The following is a 19956-nucleotide window of genomic DNA, read 5'->3' on the forward strand; positions in this document are numbered from 1 at the left end:
TTCGCTCGACTTGCATGTATTAGGCACGCCGCCAGCGTTCATCCTGAGCCAGGATCAAACTCTCCATAAAAATTTATGATGTTTGATTAGCTCATCATACTAAATAGTGTTTGTAACATTTAAGTTACTTTATTGGAATTAACGTTGACATATTGTCATTCAGTTTTCAATGTTCATTTAAAATGTAATCTATCAAATTGTATCAATTTCAATTTCGAAAGTCAATAACTAATTTTGATTACTTTTAATATTTTATATCGTTTTCCAAGATTTCGCAATGGTAAATTTTACACCGAATTTACATTTTTTAAAATGTATTAACATTTCTTGAGAACGACTTTTATATCTTATCAAACAATTCATTTAGTGTCAACAAATTATTTTAATAATTTTATTTTTGTTTTAAGCAATTCTTTTAACTTGCTCACAAAAAAATATTCTATCAGAATTTTTATATTTTGCAATAGAAAAAGCGCTCGAAATGATATTTTTTTTCGAACACTTTTACACTAATTTTTATTTATTATTTTATTGTTGCAGCAATTACTTTTTGCGCAATTGTTTTATAGATTTTTCCTAATCGATCTTCTTCTTGATAAATAGATGGTGAAAAGTCATTAGGATTCCAAGAAGGTTGTTCAAGAGGTAGTTCTCCTAACAATTGGGTATTTAGCTCGTCCGCAAGTTTACGTCCTCCACCTTTACCAAATACATACTCTTTTTTTCCAGTTTCTTTACTTTCGAAATAACTCATATTTTCAATAACACCTAAAATAGAATGCTCTGTATGCTTAGCCATAGCTCCAGCTCTTGCTGCTACAAATGCTGCTGTTGGATGTGGTGTGGTTACTATTATTTCTTTACTACTTGGTAACATTGAATGAACGTCAAGAGCTACATCCCCTGTTCCAGGAGGTAAATCAAGTAATAAGTAATCTAACTCTCCCCATTTAACTTCAACAAAGAAATTCGTCAACATTTTTCCTAACATAGGACCACGCCAAATAACTGGTGCATTTTCTTCAACGAAAAATGCCATTGAAATCACTTTAACACCATGACGTTCTACAGGAATAATCTCTTTTCCTTGAACACCAGGCTTTTCATCTATACCCATCATATCTGGAACACTAAAACCATAAATGTCAGCATCTATGAGTCCTACTCTTTTACCTTCTCTTGCTAATGCTACTGCTAAGTTTACGGCTATAGTTGATTTTCCTACTCCCCCTTTACCAGAAGCAATTGCAATAAACTCCACTGGATTATTCTGTGACAATAATCCCTCAATTGTCTTAGGTTTTTCTTTTTCTTTTCCTGTATATTTTTCCACAACTTCAGCAGGTAGTTCCTCAAAACGAATGCCCACTGTATTTGCACCATTTTCTTTTAAAGCTTTAACCACTGACATTTGCAAATCAAGCTGTGGTTGTCCACCTAATTGAGCCATAGCAACTTTAACACTTACATGTTGAATTTCTTCTTTTATTTTTACTTCTACAATTCCCTTTGTTTCTTTTAAAGGCACATTAATAATTGGATCTTTTAAGTTTCCCACTATTTTTTCCACTTGTTCTACCGTTAACAACTCATTATCCCCCTTAAGTTTCTTTATATTCATATTTTAACAAATTTACTTACAATCTGTGCTGAATTTATCAAGAATTTATAACTTATATCTACTTCTTATCATTCAAGTCTTCGCTATCTGGATAAAAAATCATTTTACATAAATATAGTATTCCAATAATTAATGCAATAACCCAAAATTCAATTTTAATATATACGTAATGAATATGAATAACAAAATAGAATAGGATAGTCGTAATTACATATGAAATTAAATGAAATAGTGTTCCATTAAAATATGGATTATTAGGTAATTGTTTTCTAAAGTAATCCATTAAATGCTCAATAGCAAATAGCAAAAAGTATCCAAATACTATATAGCTACCGTAATATACTAAATTGCTGAATAAATCCCTATTGTATGTAAAAAATCCTAATTTTAAAAAAATAAGAATTCGACTTAATCCAAATAACCCAAATCCTAAAAATATTAAAAATATACAACCTGATAGAATAAAAATAATAAGAATAAGAAGAGCCGGAAAGATACCGTTAAATTTTTGATTAGAAAATTTCATTCCTCTCTTTCCTCCTCTTTTCATCAATAATACTTTATAATGATACTTTATCATTTATATATAGTAACTTAAAATTATTATTTTATACTTTCTTTATTCTCTTTAAATAAAAATACCCACATTAAAATTAATATAAGCGCAACAATTGTGATTACAGTTAATATATTATAAAAGTTACCTCCTAATAAACCAAATTGAAGTGCATATAATGACCCCATCAATGTAGATCCTATAGATGATCCTAAATTTTTAGTTAATGCATAGAATGACATCATTTTTTTCATATATTTAGGACTTGTTTCTTCTTGCACAATTACACTGTCTTTAGTATAAACGAAACCAAAACTCAATCCTGCAAGAATCACAGCTCCCGCAATAATAAGAGGAATATGAAGTCCAAATACTAAAATCATATTACTTAAAATTAATGATATGAAAGCTCCGATATATAATTTTTTTCTTGAAAATTTTGATTCTACCTTAGCTAAATTGAAGTTTAAAGCTAACCATGCAACAGAAAGTGGAAATATAACTAATCCACTTTGTATTGGAGATAATTTTAAATAATCTTGTAAATAAACAGGTATATATAAGTTATACCCCATTAGACATATTGCTATAAGTAAATCAGTTATAAATACCAGTGAAATTGATTTATTAAATTCACTTATTGGTAAAAAAGGCATATTTTTTTTATTTTCATATTTGAATAAAACGAATAATATAACTATTGCTAGTATAAATGCAATAATATTAAAAGTAACACCTGTTTTATTTAATAAACTAAACATAAGAAGTCCGATAAATATATAAAACAAAGATAATCCTTTTGCATCAAAGTGTATGTGTTGTACTTCCGCTTCTTCTGGAAAATGAAAAGTAAGAAAAGCTAAAACAATAGCTATCAATGCTATGGGTATGTTGATATAAAACAACCAATGCCATGTTGCAACTTCTAATATTCCACCACCTAATAACGGTCCAAGAATACTTGAAATTCCCCAGACACTTCCAACGATGCCCATTATTTTGTAACGAAGCGGAATTTCAAATGCTAGTTTTGGTACAATTTGAGTCAAAGACATCATAACTCCTGCGCCAAGTCCCTGTATGACTCTTGAAATAATTAACATTGTAAACGTTTCACTCATACCTGACATAAAACTTCCAATACCAAATAATAGTATGCCGACTACAGTTATATATAGAATCTTAAATCTTGTGAGAAGTTCACCCACAATAGGATTTGCTACAACAAGTGCTATAAAATAAACGGTAAAGACTAATGGCACTGCTGTACCAGCATTCAAATCTTTACGAATGGTAGGCAATGCTAGTGAAATAATTGAACTTTCAATTGCTGCCATAAACATTGTTAAAACCAAAGTCACTACAATACCTATTGATTTTAATTTCATCTTTGCCCTCCTATGTATTTAAAAAGTTCATAATATAGAATATTCTTAATTATATTCGTAAACAACTTTAATGTATTATTAAAAAAAGAAAAAACAGGGTAGAATTCTTTTTGAATTCATAGTCCTGTTTCTAAATAAGCACTTAATAAACTAAGTTATTCTCAATGATATAACCTTTCAGCTAGGTCTACATAAAATATACGATTCCTATAAAATGAAAGAGTGATGCGATAACAATAAAAATATGCCATATCATATGAAAATATGGACGGTTTTTTTGTGCATAAAACCATGCTCCAATGGTATAAGAAAGACCACCTAATACGATAAATAAAATAAATAACCAAGATGTTCTAATAATAATCACAGGTAAAAATATAATGCCAACCCATCCCATAACTAAGTATACGATTAAGCTTAATTTGGGATTTACATGAGTTGAAATTGACTTATATAGAATACCCCATATTGTTGTTCCCCATAATAACAAAAAGACCAGCCATCCTAACCAACCTCCAACAACTGTTAGTAAGACAGGTGTATACGTTCCAGAAATTGCTACATATATCATACTATGGTCAATAATTCTTAATATATACTTATGCGATGTATTATTTTTCATTGAATGATATACAGTAGAAGAAATAAACATCATGAAAATACTAATAACAAAGATAGAAACACTAATAGAACTTAGTGTTCCATACTCATTATAACTATGTACTGCTACATAAGGCAGTAAAAATAAAGTCATTAGTGCAGCAACACCATGTGAAGTTGCATTACCAATTTCCTCGCCAAAAGATAGTGGAATGATGTCTTTAAATGATTCAATTACATTATCTTTTGTATGCTGAGATGATTTAGACATCGTATTCCACCATCCTTTAAATTACATTCATTCGTTTTAAATCATCAGTTGCAGTTTCTACACTGTCTTTTCCCTCTTTATTTTTCAAAGGTGAAAATTCTTCTTTTCTTGGAACTTGTAATGTAATAAAGCTATTCGCATATCGGAAAATATCAAAATAAAATAGTTCAAATTTTAAAGATGTTTTTTCAATTAAACCAAAGTCATCATCCAGTTGTTTCAATTTTTTAATGGCTAAATGATATGGTAAATCATTATTTACCACTTGATTTATAAACGATAACTTAAATGCGTGAATGCCAATATTTGCATTATCAAATGTATTCGCTACATTTCCATCAAGTTCTGAGTATTCAAGTACAGTATCTTTATTATCTTTACTAACTAATCGTCCGACACTTTCACCCTTTTTAGGTTGAATAGATTTAGATGTGATATCTTTATCATTTACTACTGTAAACCCTACAAATACAGGATCAAGAACCTTTACTAACACATTATCAATATTATTTAAGAAAATGAACTTTACGCCATCTTTCTCCATTTTATCTAAATAACCATAATGTTCTAGCGATTTAAATATCCCGCCATTACCATTAGGTGTTTCCATAATATAGCCTTTTTCATTAAAAATAAGTCTACCATTTTCACTTAGAGCCACAATGTTGTCTTGTTTAAAAAAGTGAATACGTTCTGGGTTATAACCAAAATAATCATGGTTTTCAAAATAACGTAATGTTTCCTCATGATTAATATCACTAGTCATAATATACCAATTAATACAATGTCCTGTTTCATTTTTTAGATGCAATAGTTGTCTTGCTTGAAGTTCAAATAAGCTTATACCTTCAATTTCAAAAGAACCTTTAGGTCCCTTATAACCTAAACGTGTGCCCTGACCACCAGCCATAAGAACAACAGCAAATTCTCCATTTCTTATTGCTTCTATTCCTTTATGTTCATAATATTCACGATCTTGCTCCGTGAATGCTTCCTTAATTTTATAATCAACTTCAGAAACTGCAGTAACATCTGTAATTGTTTTACGATTAACATATAAACTTTGATAAAGTTCTTGAATAAATTCTAAATCTAATGAGTTCACTTTTTCATCTAATTGTTCTTTTTCATTACTACTCATCATTTTCTCATATTCAATTAAATGTTCTTGATTGTATTTTTCTAATTTACTTTGATCTAGCATTACTAACTCTCCTTATAGATAGTTCGTGTCATTCAAATATATTTATCATATTAATTATAAATTTGATATTAAGACAAGAAAGATGATCCATCATATTCATTGATATCATCCGGACAATGAATGGCTCACATATTTCAAGATTTCATTTATAAACTCTTGAAATATTATGTATATTGCTCCAATACTAAAAGCTGTTGATAAAGATGCATCTAAAAAACCACCAGTTTTGAAAGTAAAAGGAAACTTAATCGATAAAGGTATTGGATAAAGTAACTTTACCCCTCTAGGTGTCAACATATCTAGTATAACATGAGAAGCCATTGCACCGATAATAGTAACTAAATAATAAGTCGGAGTTTGAATTAAAATAAGTAAAAAACCTATCATACCTAAAAATAACAATGAATGCGTAAATGTTCGATGTCCGAAGATAGTACTAACGAGCAAACTAAGAATTTTAAATTGTCTTCCAACCTTACTTCTTGTATGACAAATATCTGGAAGTAAACTTCCTGATATTGCTAAACAAATTACTGTTACAGTAGAAAATAGATCTGTATGATAATGGTCAACTGTTATTGCTCCTACAAGCAAACCAGCAGCTACATGCGTTTTTCCTGTCATTTATCTTCTCCTTTATTAAAAATATATTAACATAAATAGCCTTAAAATACGAACATATTTTCGGTATATAGATACCTTTCTTTAAACGTTTATTTTTCTTATTTATTACAAGTATTTTATTTGATATATCTTTGAATTTGTATATTATTAAAATAAATAAGTAAGGAGGTCTGACTATGTTTGTTGTTACAAATCGTATTACTGTAAAAAAAGGATTTGCTGAAAAAATGGCACCACGTTTCACTAAAGGTGGTAAGATTGAACAACTAGAAGGTTTCAGAAAAATTGAAGTTTGGCAAATTGATAATACTAATGATACTGAAAATATGTATGTTAATACATGGTGGGATAGTGAAGAAAACTTCAAAGCTTGGACCCAAAGTGATGCGTTTAAAGAAGCGCATAAAAATACTGGAAAATCTTCAACAGAAGATTCACCAGTAGTAACAAGTGAAATTGTAAAAGCAAACGTACTATCAACTTTAGAATAGAAAAAAGAAGCAGGAAGGAATTGGAATTGCATTCATCAATCCTTACCCTGCTTCTTTTTTTATAGTAATAAATGTGCCATTAAAGCAATAATTGGTAATGTGATTGCAGTTCTGATTAAAAATATCATAAATAATTTTCCGAGACTGACCGGGATTTTAGAACCTAAAATCACACCGCCCACTTCAGATAGATAAATTAATTGAGATATACTTAAAGCACCAATCACAAATCGTGTCAATTCACTGTGTACCGTCGCTATTAAGATAGAAGGTAAAAACATGTCTGCAAAACCAATAAGTAAAGTTTCAGACGCTTTTGCAGCTTCAGGAATTTGAAGTAATTGTAATATAGGAATAAATGGTTTTCCTATGATTTCAAATACTGGCGTATAATTTGCTATTATCGTGGCAATAGTCCCTATACTCATAACTACTGGTAAAATAACAAACCACATATCAATCACCGTTTTAATTCCCGTTTTAAAAAATTCTTTAACTCCTGGTGCTTTTAGCCCTACAATTGTAGCTTCATCAAAACCATGAGCTAATGCAGTTTTTCCTTCTGGAAGTTTTTCAAGTCGTGTACTTTCAGATACTTCTTTCGTAAAATCATCGGGAATTTGATTTAGTGGCCATATTCTTGGCATGATTATCGCTGCAACTAAGCAAGAAACGATCACTGTTAAATAAAATACAAAAAACTTTTGTTGTAATCCAATAGTTTGAGCAATAACAATAGCAAACGTGATTGATACAACACTAAAAGTTGTAGAAATGACTATTGATTCTCTTTTTGAATAAATACCTTTTTCATATTGACGACTTGTAATAAGCACGCCTACTGTTCCATCTCCTATAAATGAGGCTAAATTATCAACTGCTGATCGTCCTGGTAAAGTAAATAATGGTCTCATGATTGGTCTAAACAATGGTCCTAAAAATTCTAATAAACCGTATTCCATTAATAAAGGTAAAAATAAGGCAGCAAAAAGGAATACTGCTACTAATGTAGGTAATAAATCATTAAATACTAATCCGCCCGTATCTTCTGAATAGATCACTTTACTTCCAATTTTAAAATAAGTCATCCAGACAAATACAACTGCAAGTACTCTTAATATCATCCACACTGGGCCAACTTGAAATGCATTCGCGATAAGACCACCTGGTTTTACTTTATTCTTTAAAATTGTTGAAAATAAAATAGTCAAAATAGTCGATAACGTAATGATTGTAATAATGAGAATTGACATTGCAGGTCCTAATAAATCTTTTAACCAATTTGCCAAAAATGCCACTGGTAATGTCGTTTGTTTCTCCCCACCTTGTACAATTGGAATGGGTATTAAAAATAACATAATACCAATGATTGACATCGATATAAATTTTATTCTTCCTTTTATTTTCTCCTGTTTGTTATAATTCTCCAATATTCACCCTTCTTTCTATTTATATAGGTAATTGTATTTATTCATTCATTTTGTATTTTCATCGAAATTAACATCTATTAATTATATAAATATAACTTTATATGTATTTTTATAAATAATATGTACTTTACTATATCTTATTTTCAAATAACTTGCAATATACAAAAGTTTAAAATTTCACAAAAAAAATGTGAGATAGCATTCACTGTGAATACGATCTCACTCTTTTAATATTTAAATTCTTCTAAGTAACAATAAAAAGTATGGAACACCAACAATGGCAATAACTACGCCTACTGGTATATCAAGTGGTGGATGAATACCTCTTGCTAATCCATCACTAAATAAAATAAGGATTGCTCCAATTAAACCAGACATCATCACTACGTGAACATGACGATATCCGACAATTTTTCGAGCTATGTGTGGCGCAATTAATCCAAGAAAACTGATTCCTCCAACTATTGAAATAGATGCTCCTGCTAACATCACTGATAAAATCAACAATATCATTTTAATACGTTTTATTCGTGTACCTAATGCTATCGCTATTGAATCTCCTAGGTTTAAGATATCGAGTTGATGACTTAAAGCAATGACGATTGGAATCGTAATAATAAACCAAGGTAAAATTGAATATACATTTTCTATCGTATGACCATAGAGACTACCTGTTAACCATATAAGCGCATTATTTGCATCCATGGGATTTCGTATTAGTAAAAATTGTACAATTGCTGTACATATAGCACCAATTGCTAAGCCAATTAATGCCAAGGTAGACCCTTTAATATTAAATTGAGATATTAAAAAAGATAAAATTAAACTGATTATTAGTGCACCAACAAATGAACCTATAGGTAAAATGATTAAAGGAGCATTAGGAAAAACCATAATAATAATAATCGCTGCTAAACTCGCACCTTTAGTCATTCCAATAACATCTGGAGAAGCGAGAGGATTTTTTACTACCCCTTGTATGATTGTTCCTGAAATAGCTAAACTACTTCCTACTATTAATCCTAAAAGTGTTCTAGGTATACGATATTCATTTAGAATAAAATCATCTTGTATCAATAAACTATTTATTACTTTAATGGGATGATACATTGTTGCGCCGACGCATAAGCTAATAAATATACTTATGATTAATATAGTAACGACAAGTGCATAACGAATAGCTAATGAGTGGTGTGTCATATTCGTTTCACTCTCCTTAAAGTAATAAATAAGAAATAAAATGCTCCTATAAATGAAGTAACAATTCCAACTGGTGATTCATAAGGATATGTAATTAAACGACTCAATGTATCAGATAATAACAATAAATTTGCGCCAACTATAAATGTTAACGGAATTAAAATGAAGTAATTATGCGGTGCATAACGTTTTACTATATGTGGCACGATTAATCCTATAAATCCAATAGGTCCTACAATAGAAACAGATGTCCCAGCAAATATAATAACAAGTAATCCGATAATGATTCTTATCACTTCAGTTTTTTGACCTAAACTTTTGGCTAGTGTATCACCTAATTCCATTATTGTAAGTTGTCTTGCAAATCCAATTAGTATGATAAGTCCCATAAGAATCCAAGGACAAATTATCATTACATCTTTCCATTTCATTCCATTTAAAGAGCCAACTAACCAAAACATAACAGTAGAATTAGAATCTTCATTAAGTAAAATAATACCTTGTGTAAGACTACTAAAAAACAAATGTACTGCCATTCCTGCTAAAGCTAATTTCACTGGTGTTATTTTTTTCGTAGAACCAGATAATAAATACACAGTTAACCCACCAATAAATGCCCCAATAAACGCTAAATAGGTTGCATAGTTTCCCATCGTAGGCATTAATACTGTCACTAATACGATAATAAATGAAGCACCCGCATTTACCCCAAATATTTGCGGAGATGCTAATGGATTTCTAGTTATAGATTGCATGAGTAAACCAGCTAGAGCTAAGGCTCCTCCCACAAGTATGCCAACAATCATCCTTGGCATTCTAACATTTTGAATGATAAACGTCTGCTTGTTTTCAATTGAAGTAAAAAAGTAATGATACATATCTTTAGTTTGAATATTTAAAGTTCCAGTGGCTAAATTAAGATAAGCAAAAATAAAAAGAAGGCAAACACTCACTGAAAAGGTGAGTGTCATACGCTTCTTGATTGACCTTTTATTAGTAGAAAGACGATTACTTTTTTGTATAGCCATTGTCAATCCACCCTATTTATTTCTGTCTTTTTTTGAAATTTCTACGATTTCTTTAGCCATTTCTTCTGAAGAGATTAAACCACGTGCGCGGGCCCATGTATCACGATCAACCACATCTATTTTATGATTTTTAACTGCATCAAGTTTGTTCCAAATAGGATCTTTTTTCAATTCTTGATAAGAAGATTCATTAGAACTTGCACCATTTGTCATAATAAACATGCGTTCTGGATTGATTTCAGATAATGTTTCTGAATTGAGTTGTAAATAAGGTCCTTGTAAATATTTACTTAATCCTTTCGTCACATCTTTATTTAATGCTTCTTTAAAACCTAATTCACCTAATAACTGTCCCACATAAGATTCGCTTGGATGCGCTAGTAATCCAGACTTAGAAGCTACAGCTGGAAGTACCTTTTCATTTTTATCAAATTGAATCTCTTGTTTATATTGAACTATTTTTTTCTTATGTTCGTCTAAACGTTTGTCACCTTGTTTCTCTTTATTGAGAGATTTAGCTATAACTTTAAACGCTTCGATATTTTCATTATAGTCGCCGTCAAAGCTTTTTAATTCTATTGTTGGAGCAATTTTACTTAATTCCTTATAAATTCCTTTATGTCGATTACTGTCGGCAATAATTAAATCAGGTTTTAATTTACTTATTTCTTCTAAATTTGGTTGTTTACGCGTACCAACAGATGTATAATTTCCAATTTTATCTCTTAACGGTTTAATCATTCTATTCTTTTTATTATCATCTGCTATTCCTACAGGCTTAACATTCAAAGCTGCTAATGCATCAACAAATGAGAATTCTAAAGCTACTATTCTCTTAGCACCTTTTGATACCTTAGTTGTACCTAAATCATGCTTAATTTCAATAGTATCTTTAGAAGATGATGTGTGATTAGATGATTTTGAACCATTGTTACTTACCTTTCCACATGCAGTTATTAATATTAAAGTCAATAATATTGAAATGATTCCAAAAATTGTTGTTCTTTTCATGATGACACTCCTTAATATGTATTGATGTATATTCTTATTTTAGTGATAACGATTATCATTGTCAATAAAAATAAAAAATAGGAATTGACACAGAATTCATTTTGAATTCGTTGTCTCATCCCGAAAACGTTGACAGCTAACGCATAAAAAAATCTGAGACACTATTGTTGTCTCAGATTCTATATAATGAATTATATATTGTTGGTATGTTTTGATTGATTCAAATTGTTAATACGTTGAGAAATAGCAAGTTCTTCACTATAATACTTTTCCATTCTCTGATGATACATTAGTTGTGATAGCGCTTCGTATTCTAATGAAAATAGTATGCAATCACCTACTTTGTAGTTAATTTCTTCTTTTAAATCTATCATTAAATGATCACTTGAAGCACCCATAATTTCTATTCGATGATTGAGTGGTTTTATTTTTTCAATCACAGTATCAATATATCCCACATCTACAATAGCTTGTAAGTAACTTTCTTTTGTCTTTGTATACCTAGGTTTAATTTCAATAATTTCCGCTTCAAGTAATATTGCATTTTGAAATAACTCAGGTATATTTTCATTAGTAGTTGTATCCACACCACGAAATAATGTTTCTCCTATTCTCAACTCATTAATACATCCTAAATCATATTGTTTTAACAATGGAAGCATACTTGAGTTACCTCCAGAAATAACTTCAAATGATACCCCTGTCTTGTATTGTACATGGTGAACAAATTGATTTATTTTGTCGATATCATTTAATGTTGGGGCTTTAGATTTAAAACACATGAAATTAAATGCAAGACCTATAAGTTTTATATTATTCATTCGTTTTATTTCATTAATATATTCAACCATATGACAAGGTAATACACCTTCACGTTGATCTTTCCAATCAACCATCAATATAACTTGATGTTCATGACTCATTTCAGTTGCAATATGATTTAACTGTCGTATTGTTACCATCTCTGTTTGAATACTTATGTAACTCTTTTTAATTAAATCTTCATACTGACGCTTTAAAGGAGATCTCAAAAGTAAAAATTGACAATCTTTTGTAAATTGCTGAGGTATATTTTCTAGTCGAGATTCTGCAAAGTAGTTAAATCCTACTTTCATTAATCGTTTAATGATATGTTCATCTCCAGCAATACTTTTTATCACAGGTATAATAGCTATATTTTTACTATCAAACAATATTTTTAATACATGTGCATTATATTCAATCCTTGATAAATTGATTACAATACGAGACACTTAATTCACCTCTCTTTTTATTGGATTATCTAAACTAATATTCAGATATTTTTTCACTTTCTTTTTCATTCTCATTTTCAACAATGCTTTTACTGTAATTGTAGGTCCAAATAAAACTTTTCTTAATGTATCTGCATGAGGCTTAGTATCATTAATTGCTACTTCTATTTCTTCTTGAATTATATTAAAAAGTTCTTCTTCTTTTATAAAGTCATACTTTTTAAAATGAAAAATTAATTCTGCCAGTTGATTTTGAACGACTGCGTGTTGAAATTTCATAATGACTTCTTCAATTGAGTCTGCAAGTAAACTTTTATTTTCCACTTCTATATGCTTTAATTTTTGACTTAGTGTTTTAATATCTATTCGAGAGCCACCGAGATCTCGCACTATAAATTGTATTTGATACTTTGGTCCTAAATGCACTAGTGTATTTTGCATATGTGCTTCTAAAGCTATACCATAATCTTGTATTAAAGCTAATAAAGGTGTTACCAGCTGACGAGTATAATTTCGCATAAACTGACGAATGGTATGTTGATTAATGTCATCATTAATCCATTTAAGGTAACTATCTACTGTGATTTCATTATCTACTACATTTTTATTTACTAATGCACCTGTAACTAATAAAATACCATCATCTTTTGTAAAAGGTTTTTCACGAATAATACAAGCAAGTTGTCTAGCATCGTCACTGTCTGTTTTAGCAAATAAACCATAGGGCTCAAGTGCAACATCTAATTGTGTATACTGATTTAATTCACGATGTAATGCTTGACTTAATTTGGGTCCATCAATTGTTGTTTCTGGGGACACTGTTCTAACTGCACTAGTAGCTTGAACATTGACTGGTAATTTCACATGATAAGGATGATTGATTAGCGACATTGTTCTAAAAGAAGATGTTGCTTTAGATGGAACCTGAAATGGAGTAGATATCAAAATATAATCTTGTAGCCACTCCTTATATTTATTACGAATAGTATGTTCATATTGCCATGGGTGAACTAAAATGACTTTATAGTCTTTAAGCAAACGTTCTCTATCATTCATGAATGTATGTAATTCGTCAATATATTCAGGAATAACCTCATTTAAAATGAACTGAGAATGATCAAGAATGGTTGTAACATTTACATACTCATTATGTATTAGCATCACTTTCAAATTAATAATCTTTTCAAATTCTGGCGAATAGGTTCTCACTTCTTCCAATGATAAAGGTAATTTTGTTTTAGTAAGTGGATGTGTAGGATGACCTTCAAATATTAAGCTTTCAGAATATAGTACGTCATCTATATCATTATCTTTTTTCAACTTTTCTAGCCAAGTAAAAAAATTTAAACGTTCTGAGGCATTTATATATTTATCATGTCTTTGAAGATACTCATGACGTGTATCGAATGCTTTATATACTTCAATGAAACTATCTCTGCTATGAATAAGTTCACTTTTTAAATGGAATGGTATATCAATATGAAAGTCTGTTACTAGTATGTCTAATAGTTTTTCTAGACTATCCACTGATTCTTTATGTTGATGATTTATATATATTATCGGCCCATCAAATTCATATCGAGATAATGCACTTTCGTATTTATAATGAACGTTTAGAAGCACTTGTTCGAACTCAATCGTTATATAATGATTTTCTTTAAAAATGGTAGTTGAATGAGTCCATATATTTTCCTTTATTAGAGCATTTAACACTCTGTATTGCATATTTCTATCTGCATGCTTCCACTCGTTTAACATTTTTAAATCCTCCGCCTTATCATTCGTTTTCATAATTAAGTTTAACTAGTTTAATAATTATAAATTTAATTAAGGGTACTAGCAATGACATGAACTTAGAATTTATTAAAATATTGTGTCTTAAATTTAAACTATCTTTTAAAAAGGTTTAATTTTAGAGTTAGATATTATACAAACTATTTATAATTTTGTAGAATGTGGATGAGGTGTTATATGAATCAAAATACAACCATTAATAATCATAACTTACAACTTACTAATGAAGAATATGATGTTTATACATATTTAAATGAATTTTATCCTGATTTAATCGATCATTTTAAACAATATATTTTAATAGGTAGAGATAAAATTTCTCAACGTCTTATTACATCTTTATATCGTGAAAACTTAATACACGCTAAAGATAATAGTCAGATTATTAGACCTACCAAATTAACCGTCTCTATGTTTTCTAAAGATAAAGACGTATTATGTATTCATTTTCCAAAATCAAATATCGATATTTACAGTCAAATAAAAGGTAGATATGCCTTCGACCGGGTAGATGTGGAAGGCCCCTTTTATATCTTAAAACATCGTAATCACGAATATGAAAGAATCCAACATCCAAATGATATTCTAGATTTAATTTTAGCTGAAGCGCCAAAGCTTGATAACGCTGCTAGTGAACAATTTAGAGAAGATTTAAATAATAGTGCTGCTAATATGATTCTGGCACTAAGTTATCAAGCTAAACATATGCATTCAAACTACGAATCCTTATGGGAATTGATTGCAAAAAGTGACGATAGTTATTTACGTTCGGAACAATCAGTTATAGAAGGTCATCCCCTTCATCCAGGCGCAAAGCTTCGTAAAGGGATGAGTGCTAAAGAGAATATTCATTATAGTTCAGAATACGGTCAAGAAATCCAATTAAAATGTGTATTCATACATAATAGTATAGCAAATGTTCAATCTTTATCTTCAACCTATAATGATATACTTCACCAATCTTTTCATAAATTATTTACTCACCTTTTAAATAACTATAATAATATAAGAATTGAAGATTATCATTTAATGGTGGTCCATCCTTGGCAATTCGAACATATTTTACTTAGTCAATATCAACAAGAACTAGATGAACAACTTATTATTCCTATTGATATGACCTTACCTTATTATGCTGGCTTATCATTCAGAACATTAATGCCAAAATATCCTAAACTATTCCCGCATATTAAACTTTCTACAAATGTTCATATTACTGGAGAAATACGGACGCTTTCTGAACAAACAACGCATAATGGACCTTTAGTTACTAAAATTGTGAATGATATTTTAAAAAACGACCCTGATTTTCAACCTTATCGCATAGAAACATTAGATGAAATTGCTGGCATTCATTTTTATAATTCTAAAGATCATTCAACAATCCAAACTGAACGTAGTGAACAACTGGGAACATTATTTAGAGAAAATATTTATACATTAATCGAAGAAGATACAATACCTGTCATACCTTCTAGTCTGGTTGCTTATTATCCAAACAATACTGAACCGCCAATTGAAAGCTTAATAAAACGATATCAACTTACACGTCAATTTAAGTCATTTGAAAAAGCGGCTTATGCATGGATTCAAGATTATGCGACTCAATTATTAGGAATAGTTATGCCACTATATGTAAAATATGGAATCGCGCTAGAGGCACATTTACAAAATTCTATTGCTACATTTAATCAAGACGGTAGTTTAAGTAAAATCTATATTCGAGATTTCGAAGGATTACGTATTGATGAAACTCAATTAAACAAAATGGGGTATAAAACATCACATTTCCATAAGAAATCTAGAATTCTTACTCAATCCACTACATCTGTTTTTAATAAAGTATTCTATTCAACTGTTCAAAATCATCTAGCTGAATTAATATTAACAATTACTGAAAAAGTAGAAAATATGGATTTTGAAAAAATAATGTGGCATCATATCAGTCATATTATTCAAGATATATTAGCTAAGTTGACTGACGTTGATACAGGACGTATACAAAAGATTACTCATACTTTATTTGCTGCAACAATTGATTATAAGTGTGTAACCACTATGCGTTTAGAAGATGAAGCACATCATTACACTTATATTAAAGTTAATAATCCACTACATTAAAATTAAGAAGCGGAATAACATTAAAATTGAATGTTATTCCGTCTCTTGTTAAAAAATGATATTAACTATAAAAAAGACCTTGGAACATTCCAAGGTCTTTTTTCAATAAACTTATTGTAAATCTGATCTTTCGAAATTATTATTGTTGTTATTATTGTTATTGTTGTTGTTATTTTTTTGGTTTTTTTGTGCCCATTCTTTTTTAGTCATTACGTCATCAACTTGCATGTTAACTTCAACAACATCTAAACCAGTAATGTATTTAACTTGTTCTTTAACTAAGTCAGTTACTTTACGGAAGATTTTTGGAGCTGATTCACCGTATTCTAAGATGACTTTTAAGTCTACAGCCGCTTGTTTTTCACCAACTTCAACAGAAACACCTTGTGTTACGTTGTTACCGCTTGAGAATGCGCTAGAAATACTGTCAGTGAATCCGCCTTTCATATCTAAGATACCTCTTACTTCACGAGCAGCGATACCAGCAATTTTTTCGATAACTTCATCAGAGAACGTTAATTTATTTTCAAAATGTTGTTGATTATTTTGACGTTCTTCTCTGTATTGTTGTGCTTGTTCTTGACGTTCTTCTCTTTCTTTTTCATTTACTCCAGTTTGGTTATTATATGCTTGTTTAGCTTTGTTATTATCTACAGCCATGTGAATTCTCCTTTTTAAATAAAATTTAATTTTTAATACTTAATTTTTTAATTTATATGAATTCTTAAATAATGAATGTTAACTCCATCGATTTAAGAAGTTCATGAAATCTTGTGTACGGTCTTTCATATACCCAACGCCAATTCCGATTAAACATAAAACAATAATTAAAATTGTTTTCCAGAACCCTAAAGTCAGGAATAAGATTGCAATAATTAAGAATGCAAAGAAACCTATAATTCGCCATTTATACGACTTTAGGAAGTCGATAATTTGTTGAGTAGAATCTTGACTATTTTGATTATTATCAGCCATGTTATCCCTCCCTTATAGTACGCGTTGTCCGGCAGATTTTTGATCTCTAACATTAATTTCTAATTTTCTAACAGGCATTTCAGTAAAATGCTCAACATTATGTTTAATGTCAGATCTAATGCTCTCAGTTAATGATTTTACTTGCACATCATTAGGCACTAAGAAATCAGCTTTAATGTCAATGTAAGAATTGTTTTTCTTATTGTAAAGTTTAGTAACCACGTTTGGTTGTCTGATTTCATCGTATTTAGTTAATGTATCGTATGCAGACTTTTCGACTGCTTTACGTGATACATAAATATGTCCATCATTATAGTCTTTATAAAGACCTGGTTTTCTATATGTTGGTTTAAAGATGCTAAATACCAATATAATACCAATTAATACGAGTAAAGCAGATAAACCAATTAATAATGGTTGGAACCAATTGAATTGTAAGAAATAGTCTTGATAACGCTTAATACGACTATCATCTATGTACATAAACAATAAGAAACCAACAATCGCAACTATTAATAGGCCAAGGATAAAGTTTTTAAATCTATGCACCTCTAAACACACCTCCTTAGTCATTGTTGAAATTATTTAATTATAAAATTTAAGTACCCTTTAAAAATTTTTTAAAACGTTAACATTAAAATTTTTTATTTAATTTTTTTAAATTTATTAAAGTTTACCTTCTAGATTAAATATTCCCAAATTTAACACAATAAAAACCTATTTTTCATAATTATTTTCGTTTTTTATATTATTCGTTTTATTGTATTGTAAATTATCTTTTTTCATTAAAACATTTTTCTTTGATACCCGCGGATGATCTAAACTCAACGTTTTAAATAAAGACCATATCATAAGAATAATAACTACGGAAAATGGGAGTGCTGCAATAATTAATAAGTTCTGAATTGCTTGTGTTCCTCCGGTATAAATCATTATCATCGCAAATAAGGCCATAATAATCCCCCAACTTACTTTAACGAAAGAGCTAGGATTAATATTTCCTTTACTACTTAACATTCCAAGAACATAAGTAGCCGAATCTGCAGAAGTTACAAAGAAAATCATAATAACGATTAAACTAACAATACTTAATACAAATCCCAATGGAAAATGCTCTAAAGTGGCAAATGTTGCAGTCTCTGTTGCTTCTTTAGCAATATTAGCAATTCCACTATGCTGAAGATACACTGCTGCTCCTCCGAACACTGCAAAGAAAAAGAAAGATACAAGAGCTGGAACAAATAACACTCCTAAAATAAATTCTTTAATTGTTCTACCACGTGATACACGTGCAATGAATATTCCTACAAATGGTGCCCAAGACACCCACCATGCCCAGTAAAATATAGTCCAGTTTTGTACCCATTGAAATTTTGCGCCACCATCCATTGGAATACGCAAACTCATACTAAAGAAATTAAAAATATAATTTCCTAATCCGTTAGTAAATGTATTTAAAATATATAAAGTAGGTCCTACTAGAAATAATCCTATTAATACAATAAAAGCTAAAATCATATTAATATTACTTAAAGTTTTTATTCCCTTATCAATTCCGGACCATGCAGACCAACTAAATAAAATAGTTGCAATAATAATAATAATGACTTGTGTGCCGAAATGACTCGGTACTTTAAACAAGTAGTGAAGACCTTCATTAATTTGTAAAGCACCAAAACCTAGGGTAGCTGCTACACCTGTAACCGTTGCAATAACAGCTAAAACATCTATAGCACTTCCGATTGGTCCTCTCATTCTTTTTTCTCCAAAAATCGGAACAAGCGTTGCGCTTACTAAACCTGGATATCCTTTATGAAAATTAAAATAAGCAAAAACTAATGCAACAATGCCATACACTGCCCACGCATGAATTCCCCAATGGAAGAAAGCAAACTGGAACGCATCATTAATTGCTGCTTGTGTACCAATTTTATGTATAGGCGTTGCTTTATAGGCATGACTAACTGGCTCAGCTGTAGTCCAAAACACTAATCCTATTCCCATTCCTGCACTGAACAACATAGCAAACCAAGAAAGTAATGAAAATTCTGGCTCTTCTCCTTCCACACCTAACGTAATGGATGCATATCTTGAAAATAATAAGTATACGCAAATAAAAAATATAATTAAAACTAGTAAAAGATAATACCAAGAAAAATTAACTGCAATAAACGATGTAATATTTTGCGTGATTGCTTCTAATTGCTTGGGTAGTATCGCTCCATACACTACAAATAATGTACAGATAGCTAATGCAATCCAAAATACAATGCTTATAGATTTTTTTCGCATTATATTATTCTCCTTTCTGATAGTTAGAAATACTATACCCTATTCATGTTATATCTAACGATATATTGGAATTTTTATAATTAATCAAATTGATATA

At 29.9% G+C, this 19956-nt stretch carries 18 protein-coding genes and 1 rRNA gene; 2 read left to right on the plus strand and 17 right to left on the minus strand.

The genetic code is table 11. The features are described 5' to 3' along the window. From BDW25_RS06970 to BDW25_RS07000, 7 genes are all read right to left on the minus strand, one after another. Positions 1 to 70 (minus strand): 16S ribosomal RNA (locus tag BDW25_RS06970); the annotation flags it as partial. Between the two features lie 453 nt (positions 71 to 523). Beyond that, positions 524 to 1588, minus strand: coding sequence for an Mrp/NBP35 family ATP-binding protein (locus BDW25_RS06975; RefSeq protein ID WP_002448502.1), 1065 nt, complete (start codon positions 1586 to 1588; stop codon positions 524 to 526). Between the two features lie 91 nt (positions 1589 to 1679). Further along, positions 1680 to 2147 (minus strand): SepA family multidrug efflux transporter, encoded by a 468-nt coding sequence (locus BDW25_RS06980; protein ID WP_002448546.1) that lies wholly within the window; start codon positions 2145 to 2147, stop codon positions 1680 to 1682. 77 nt (positions 2148 to 2224) lie between these two features. After that, the gene (gene sdrM, locus BDW25_RS06985; RefSeq protein WP_002448601.1) at positions 2225 to 3565 is read right to left on the minus strand and encodes a multidrug efflux MFS transporter SdrM; all 1341 of its coding nucleotides are present in this window, start codon (positions 3563 to 3565) and stop codon (positions 2225 to 2227) included. A 187-nt stretch (positions 3566 to 3752) separates the two neighbouring features. Further along, positions 3753 to 4436 carry a PAQR family membrane homeostasis protein TrhA gene (trhA, locus tag BDW25_RS06990; RefSeq protein ID WP_002448539.1) on the minus strand — a complete coding sequence of 228 codons (684 nt, stop codon included), beginning with the start codon at positions 4434 to 4436 and terminating at the stop codon, positions 3753 to 3755. Between the two features lie 16 nt (positions 4437 to 4452). Further along, positions 4453 to 5640, minus strand: a complete 1188-nt coding sequence (locus BDW25_RS06995) for a UTP--glucose-1-phosphate uridylyltransferase (protein ID WP_133945247.1) — start codon at positions 5638 to 5640, stop codon at positions 4453 to 4455. Positions 5641 to 5745: 105 nt separating this feature from the next. Further along, positions 5746 to 6264, minus strand: a complete 519-nt coding sequence (locus BDW25_RS07000; protein WP_133945249.1) for a metal-dependent hydrolase — start codon at positions 6262 to 6264, stop codon at positions 5746 to 5748. Between the two features lie 176 nt (positions 6265 to 6440). On the opposite strand from BDW25_RS07000, the gene BDW25_RS07005 reads away from it, so the two are divergent. Next, the gene (locus BDW25_RS07005; protein ID WP_049432335.1) at positions 6441 to 6755 is read left to right on the plus strand and encodes a heme oxygenase; all 315 of its coding nucleotides are present in this window, start codon (positions 6441 to 6443) and stop codon (positions 6753 to 6755) included. A gap of 59 nt (positions 6756 to 6814) precedes the next feature. On the opposite strand, the gene BDW25_RS07010 is transcribed toward BDW25_RS07005, so the two are convergent. The 6 genes from BDW25_RS07010 to BDW25_RS07035 all read right to left on the minus strand — a co-directional run bounded on the left by BDW25_RS07010 (position 6815) and on the right by BDW25_RS07035 (position 14435). Further along, on the minus strand, positions 6815 to 8131 hold the full coding sequence (locus BDW25_RS07010; protein ID WP_411912927.1) for a YjiH family protein: 1317 nt from the start codon (positions 8129 to 8131) through the stop codon (positions 6815 to 6817). 288 nt (positions 8132 to 8419) lie between these two features. Then, a complete protein-coding gene (locus BDW25_RS07015; RefSeq protein ID WP_107623355.1) occupies positions 8420 to 9385 on the minus strand; it encodes a FecCD family ABC transporter permease in 966 nt (321 codons plus the stop codon). Beyond that, entirely contained in the window at positions 9382 to 10413 is a 1032-nt protein-coding gene (locus tag BDW25_RS07020) for a FecCD family ABC transporter permease (protein WP_002455029.1), read from the minus strand. Before BDW25_RS07020 ends, BDW25_RS07015 begins: the two co-directional genes overlap by 4 nt. A gap of 12 nt (positions 10414 to 10425) precedes the next feature. Beyond that, on the minus strand, positions 10426 to 11424 hold the full coding sequence (locus BDW25_RS07025) for an ABC transporter substrate-binding protein (protein ID WP_049417823.1): 999 nt from the start codon (positions 11422 to 11424) through the stop codon (positions 10426 to 10428). A gap of 191 nt (positions 11425 to 11615) precedes the next feature. Then, positions 11616 to 12677, minus strand: coding sequence for an alanine racemase (locus tag BDW25_RS07030; protein ID WP_133945253.1), 1062 nt, complete (start codon positions 12675 to 12677; stop codon positions 11616 to 11618). Further along, positions 12678 to 14435: an IucA/IucC family protein gene (locus BDW25_RS07035; RefSeq protein ID WP_133945255.1), complete on the minus strand. Its 1758-nt coding sequence runs from the start codon at positions 14433 to 14435 to the stop codon at positions 12678 to 12680. 213 nt (positions 14436 to 14648) lie between these two features. On the opposite strand from BDW25_RS07035, the gene BDW25_RS07040 reads away from it, so the two are divergent. After that, positions 14649 to 16592: an IucA/IucC family protein gene (locus BDW25_RS07040; protein WP_133945257.1), complete on the plus strand. Its 1944-nt coding sequence runs from the start codon at positions 14649 to 14651 to the stop codon at positions 16590 to 16592. Positions 16593 to 16703: 111 nt separating this feature from the next. Here BDW25_RS07040 and BDW25_RS07045 read toward each other — a convergent pair whose 3' ends face one another. The 4 genes from BDW25_RS07045 to BDW25_RS07060 form a co-directional block, all read right to left on the minus strand. Continuing rightward, entirely contained in the window at positions 16704 to 17252 is a 549-nt protein-coding gene (locus BDW25_RS07045) for an Asp23/Gls24 family envelope stress response protein (RefSeq protein WP_002448598.1), read from the minus strand. A 78-nt stretch (positions 17253 to 17330) separates the two neighbouring features. Beyond that, positions 17331 to 17567 carry a DUF2273 domain-containing protein gene (locus BDW25_RS07050; RefSeq protein ID WP_002448488.1) on the minus strand — a complete coding sequence of 79 codons (237 nt, stop codon included), beginning with the start codon at positions 17565 to 17567 and terminating at the stop codon, positions 17331 to 17333. Between the two features lie 12 nt (positions 17568 to 17579). Next, positions 17580 to 18116 carry an alkaline shock response membrane anchor protein AmaP gene (gene amaP / locus BDW25_RS07055; RefSeq protein WP_002448415.1) on the minus strand — a complete coding sequence of 179 codons (537 nt, stop codon included), beginning with the start codon at positions 18114 to 18116 and terminating at the stop codon, positions 17580 to 17582. 168 nt (positions 18117 to 18284) lie between these two features. Next, positions 18285 to 19859, minus strand: coding sequence for a BCCT family transporter (locus BDW25_RS07060; RefSeq protein ID WP_049432348.1), 1575 nt, complete (start codon positions 19857 to 19859; stop codon positions 18285 to 18287). Positions 19860 to 19956: the final 97 nt, after the last annotated feature.

Source organism: Staphylococcus sp. AtDRG32, from assembly GCF_004365845.1.
Lineage (GTDB): Bacteria > Bacillota > Bacilli > Staphylococcales > Staphylococcaceae > Staphylococcus > Staphylococcus hominis.

Coding starts and splice junctions, on each gene's coding strand:
- BDW25_RS06980 (WP_002448546.1), bottom strand. CDS start 2,147: ATGAAATTTTCTAATCAAAAATTTAACGGTATCTTTCCGGCTCTTCTT.
- sdrM (WP_002448601.1), bottom strand. CDS start 3,565: ATGAAATTAAAATCAATAGGTATTGTAGTGACTTTGGTTTTAACAATG.
- trhA (WP_002448539.1), bottom strand. CDS start 4,436: ATGTCTAAATCATCTCAGCATACAAAAGATAATGTAATTGAATCATTT.
- BDW25_RS06995 (WP_133945247.1), bottom strand. CDS start 5,640: ATGCTAGATCAAAGTAAATTAGAAAAATACAATCAAGAACATTTAATT.
- BDW25_RS07000 (WP_133945249.1), bottom strand. CDS start 6,264: ATGACAGGAAAAACGCATGTAGCTGCTGGTTTGCTTGTAGGAGCAATA.
- BDW25_RS07005 (WP_049432335.1), top strand. CDS start 6,441: ATGTTTGTTGTTACAAATCGTATTACTGTAAAAAAAGGATTTGCTGAA.
- BDW25_RS07010 (WP_411912927.1), bottom strand. CDS start 8,131: ATGTCAATCATTGGTATTATGTTATTTTTAATACCCATTCCAATTGTA.
- BDW25_RS07015 (WP_107623355.1), bottom strand. CDS start 9,385: ATGACACACCACTCATTAGCTATTCGTTATGCACTTGTCGTTACTATA.
- BDW25_RS07020 (WP_002455029.1), bottom strand. CDS start 10,413: ATGGCTATACAAAAAAGTAATCGTCTTTCTACTAATAAAAGGTCAATC.
- BDW25_RS07025 (WP_049417823.1), bottom strand. CDS start 11,424: ATGAAAAGAACAACAATTTTTGGAATCATTTCAATATTATTGACTTTA.
- BDW25_RS07035 (WP_133945255.1), bottom strand. CDS start 14,435: ATGTTAAACGAGTGGAAGCATGCAGATAGAAATATGCAATACAGAGTG.
- BDW25_RS07040 (WP_133945257.1), top strand. CDS start 14,649: ATGAATCAAAATACAACCATTAATAATCATAACTTACAACTTACTAAT.
- BDW25_RS07045 (WP_002448598.1), bottom strand. CDS start 17,252: ATGGCTGTAGATAATAACAAAGCTAAACAAGCATATAATAACCAAACT.
- BDW25_RS07050 (WP_002448488.1), bottom strand. CDS start 17,567: ATGGCTGATAATAATCAAAATAGTCAAGATTCTACTCAACAAATTATC.
- BDW25_RS07060 (WP_049432348.1), bottom strand. CDS start 19,859: ATGCGAAAAAAATCTATAAGCATTGTATTTTGGATTGCATTAGCTATC.